This is a genomic window from Paenibacillus sp. 01T422, assembly GCF_056398785.1.
In genome coordinates this window covers 1-3759 of the sequence record NZ_JBFTQB010000656.1, presented here as the reverse complement: position 1 = coordinate 3759, position 3759 = coordinate 1, and the positions used below count along the sequence as shown (strand labels likewise).

Sequence of the window (3759 nt, the reverse complement as noted above, 5' to 3'; positions counted from 1 at the left end):
CCTCGGTGTATGACAAACCAAGAATTTGAAGGAAAACGGAGAAAAATAAAGATATTCCTTGTTTATATGGGGTTGTTAATTCATGTAAGAGTAATATGAGTATTGTGTAGACGACAATGTAATAAAAATAGTGCCATTGACATTTAACTGGAAATTATTCCGCTAATTTGTTCATTTTATCATGTTTAAGCCAATTAACTGGAAATTGTGCTGCTAAATCCTTTTGTATGGTATAAAAATGAGGCATAGCGACTGATTTAGCTGTAGAAGTTCAGACTGTTGAGAAAGTATGTATTTTTAACTAATTAACGCGTTAATGTGGTATAATATATTTATCATATATACTGCAAAGGCGAGTGAAAATATTGCTTAAAAAAGGTTCAACACACTCTAAAGTTCATCAAGTTGAGATAACAAGCATAGATGCATTAGTTCCCCCAAATCACCTTCTTCGTATGATCAATGAACATGTCGACTTTTCTTTTATTACTGAAAAGGCACGTCCTTTTTACAGTGAAAAAACAGGACGACCGGCCCTTGACCCTATCACACTGTTCAAAATGATGTTAATCGGCTATTTATTTGGAATCCGCTCGGAACGACAACTGGAACTTGAAATTATTCCTCATGCAGCTTATCGCTGGTTTCTTGATCTGGGACTAAACGATCCTGTTCCAGATCATTCCACTATCAGTTGGAACCGCACTAAACGGTTTGCAGGTACGAATGTTTTTCAAGAAATTTTTGATGAAGTCGTTCGATTGGCTATCCATCATCGCATGGTTGCTGGCYGCGTTTTAATTACAGATTCTACCCATATTCAAGCTAATGCCAACAAAAATCGCTACTCCGTACAGGTTGTCACCGATACCCCTCACGAGTATTTAGAAGAATTAGAAAAAGCAGTCACCAAAGATCGTGAGGCCCATGGAAAAAAGCCCCTCCCTCCTGCTAAGGAGGAACCAGAGAAGAAATCTAAAGTCAGTACTACGGATCCCGAAAGCGGCTTTATGAGGCGAAAGGGAAAACCAGAAGGCTTCTTTTATCTCGATCATCGTACGGTGGATCATAAGTTCAATATCATAACAGACGTGCATGTAACACCAGGAAATGTAAATGATTCAACTGTATACATCGAGCGTCTTCAGGAACAAATAGATAAATTCGACTTTTCTGAAACACTGGAAGCTGTCGCAGTAGATTCAGGTTATATGACACCATATATTTGTAAAGAGACACTTGAGATGAACATTTTCCCAGTCATTGCGGATCGAAGTGCTCCTACGAAAGAGGGTACAATTCCAAAGGCACAATTTCATTATGACCACGAAAATGAGCAATACCTTTGCCCAACTGGTGAGCAACTTACGTACGCTACGACAAATCGACAGGGTTACCAAGAGTTTAAATCGGATACGGCCACATGTAGGAATTGCCCCTTATTGGAACAATGCACAACATCCCAACAAAGAACCATTCAGCGTCATATATGGGAGGATTTCAAAGAAAAAGTGCGACAAAACAAGCAAAGTGAGAACGGGATAGAAGTGTATAAACTACGTAGCCAGACCATAGAGCGAAGCTTCGCGGATGCCAAAGTGCTCCATGGGCTTCGCTATTGCAGGTTACGCGGAAGAGAAAAGGTCCAAGAGCAGGTCTTKATGACTGCCATCGCACAGAACTTAAAGAAGATAGCAAGGCATCTGGCTATGCAGAGTGCAGGGAGTACAACTAGAAAAACTGGAATTTTATTGAATATTTATAGTTTTGTTTATCCAAGAGCTATTTACAAGGTTGCTCTTTAAAGACTGTTTCTCAACAGCCTGAGAAGTTCCTGTTATTTCACCCAACAGCCATTTCATCGCTATAAATAACTTGAGAAATTCCAGTTATTCAACCCCTAGAGTAAAGAAAGTGGATTATTTTACCTTGATACTCTTGTATACTTGAAATAGGATGCGGGCGGATGTTATCACACGGTGTTTGAGGATAACGGGTCGGAGATAATTATGAAATCCAAATAAGGTAATTTGGAGGAATGAAGCAGAATGTTCATCAATGACAAGAACTTAGGAAGTCAGGTTATTCGATGGCAGGCCCACCAAAACTCGAATTCAGAAGTGCCGGAGAACACGATGGCAGCAATGAATTATGCTTGGAGGCTTGGGGGAATTCCGGAAATCGACATCAGGCAAACTGCGGATGGCATTATTATCGGTCTACATGACGCAACACCTAAACGAACACTGTCCGTTCCAGAAGCGGATCAAGACAAGTTGATCTCTGAACTTACATTTGCTCAGATTCAACAATGGGATGCCGGTGTGAAATTCGGGGAGCAGTTCCGTACGGAGAAGGTTCCTTCGCTCGAGCAAGTCCTGGCTGTTCTGTCTGAGCATTCTGATCGCGAGCTCTATCTGGACTTCAAAGAGGTAGAGTTGGAGGTACTGGCTGGGCTGATTCAGGATTACGGTGTAGCCCGGCAGATTATTTTTGCTCATAATAGTCATGAGAACTGTAAGACGGTTAAACGGTTAGTTCCCGAGATTAGAACCATGTTGTGGATTCCTGCGCGTTTTCCGGAAATAGCGATGCAAACATTCACCAATGTTCGTCAAACGGGGTTTGATTCCCTTGATATTGTTCAGCTTCATCTGCCGGATGCCGAAGAGAAGCAGCCATGGCGATACAAACTACAGAGAGTGTTTATTCAAGAGGCTTTACAGCATTTGGCGAAGGCGGGAGTGGAGTTGGAAGTGCTGCCGTTCCAATTTGGACAGGAAGACTTATTCGAGCTGCTTAATATGGGAATCCGGCGATTTGCGGTTGATGAGCCAAGTGTATTTGTTGAATTACTGAATCGCAATGCATGAAGCCGTTTGCCGGGTCGAGCTGTGAACGTGTAATCACATCTTTCCGGCCACAATGACACAAGGAGCAAAGGGGAATCATTCATGAAGCTGGTCTGTTTTGGAGACAGTATAACTTCAAGGACCGAAGGTTATGATCGCCCGTTATTAACCATAAAACTTGCCACTAAACTTGGCGAAGCATGGGAAATCATTAACGCCGGCGTGCCTGGCAATAATACAGTTGATGCGCTCGTGAGAATTCAGAGAGATGTCTTAACGCATAACCCAGATCTCGTAACGGTACTATTCGGCGCAAATGATGCCGCACATCATAAGATGGTTAAACTGCTAGATTATAAGAGAAATCTCAGTGATATAGTTACAATTCTTTCTCCCCCAAAAGTCATTCTTATCAGCCCAGCACCTGTAGATGAGCGGTTGCAGCATGCGCGAACAAATCTAGTGCTTAAGGAATATGCAGAAGCCGTTAGAGAAGTGAGTGAAGCAACTGGAAGCCAGTTTATAGATTTTTTCTCAAAAATGATGGGGCTTGCCGATTTATCCGAACGATTAAAAGGTCAAAGAAATGATGGACTTCATTTCGGAGAACTCGGTTATGACGATTTATCCGATGAGATAACAAAGGAAGTGTTAAACAATGAACTCAGAAACGGTTATGCAAGAGCTTGAAGCTCTGGGCAAGGAACGAACCAAGAAAATTTATGCATCCAACGGCGCACACGAACCCCTTTTTGGCGTAGCTACCGGTGAAATGAAGCCCATTGCCAAGAAAATTAAGAACAATCAACCTTTGGCTGAGCAGCTTTACCATACAGGAAACTACGACGCTATGTATTTTGCCGGCATTATTGCAGACCCGAAGGTAATGACTGAGGCGGATTTTGAG

At 42.1% G+C, this 3759-nt stretch carries 4 protein-coding genes; all 4 read left to right on the top strand.

The window, feature by feature from the left end; translation table 11 throughout:
• Nucleotides 1-365 precede the first annotated feature (365 nt).
• Entirely contained in the window at nucleotides 366-1805 is a 1440-nt protein-coding gene (locus AC1DUA_RS28300; RefSeq protein ID WP_477502933.1) for an IS1182 family transposase, read from the top strand.
• 243 nt (nucleotides 1806-2048) lie between these two features.
• On the top strand, nucleotides 2049-2873 hold the full coding sequence (locus AC1DUA_RS28295) for a glycerophosphodiester phosphodiesterase (protein ID WP_477502932.1): 825 nt from the start codon (nucleotides 2049-2051) through the stop codon (nucleotides 2871-2873).
• 81 nt (nucleotides 2874-2954) lie between these two features.
• Nucleotides 2955-3542, top strand: a complete 588-nt coding sequence (locus AC1DUA_RS28290) for a GDSL-type esterase/lipase family protein (RefSeq protein WP_477502931.1) — start codon at nucleotides 2955-2957, stop codon at nucleotides 3540-3542.
• Nucleotides 3511-3759 (top strand): DNA alkylation repair protein (locus tag AC1DUA_RS28285; protein WP_477502930.1); only part of this gene is annotated, 249 nt, incomplete at its 3' end. The genes AC1DUA_RS28290 and AC1DUA_RS28285, both read left to right, overlap by 32 nt.

What these genes read in the sequence shown, in the direction of transcription:
- AC1DUA_RS28295 (WP_477502932.1), top strand. Translation starts at nt 2,049, where the DNA reads ATGTTCATCAATGACAAGAACTTAGGAAGTCAGGTTATTCGATGGCAG.
- AC1DUA_RS28290 (WP_477502931.1), top strand. Translation starts at nt 2,955, where the DNA reads ATGAAGCTGGTCTGTTTTGGAGACAGTATAACTTCAAGGACCGAAGGT.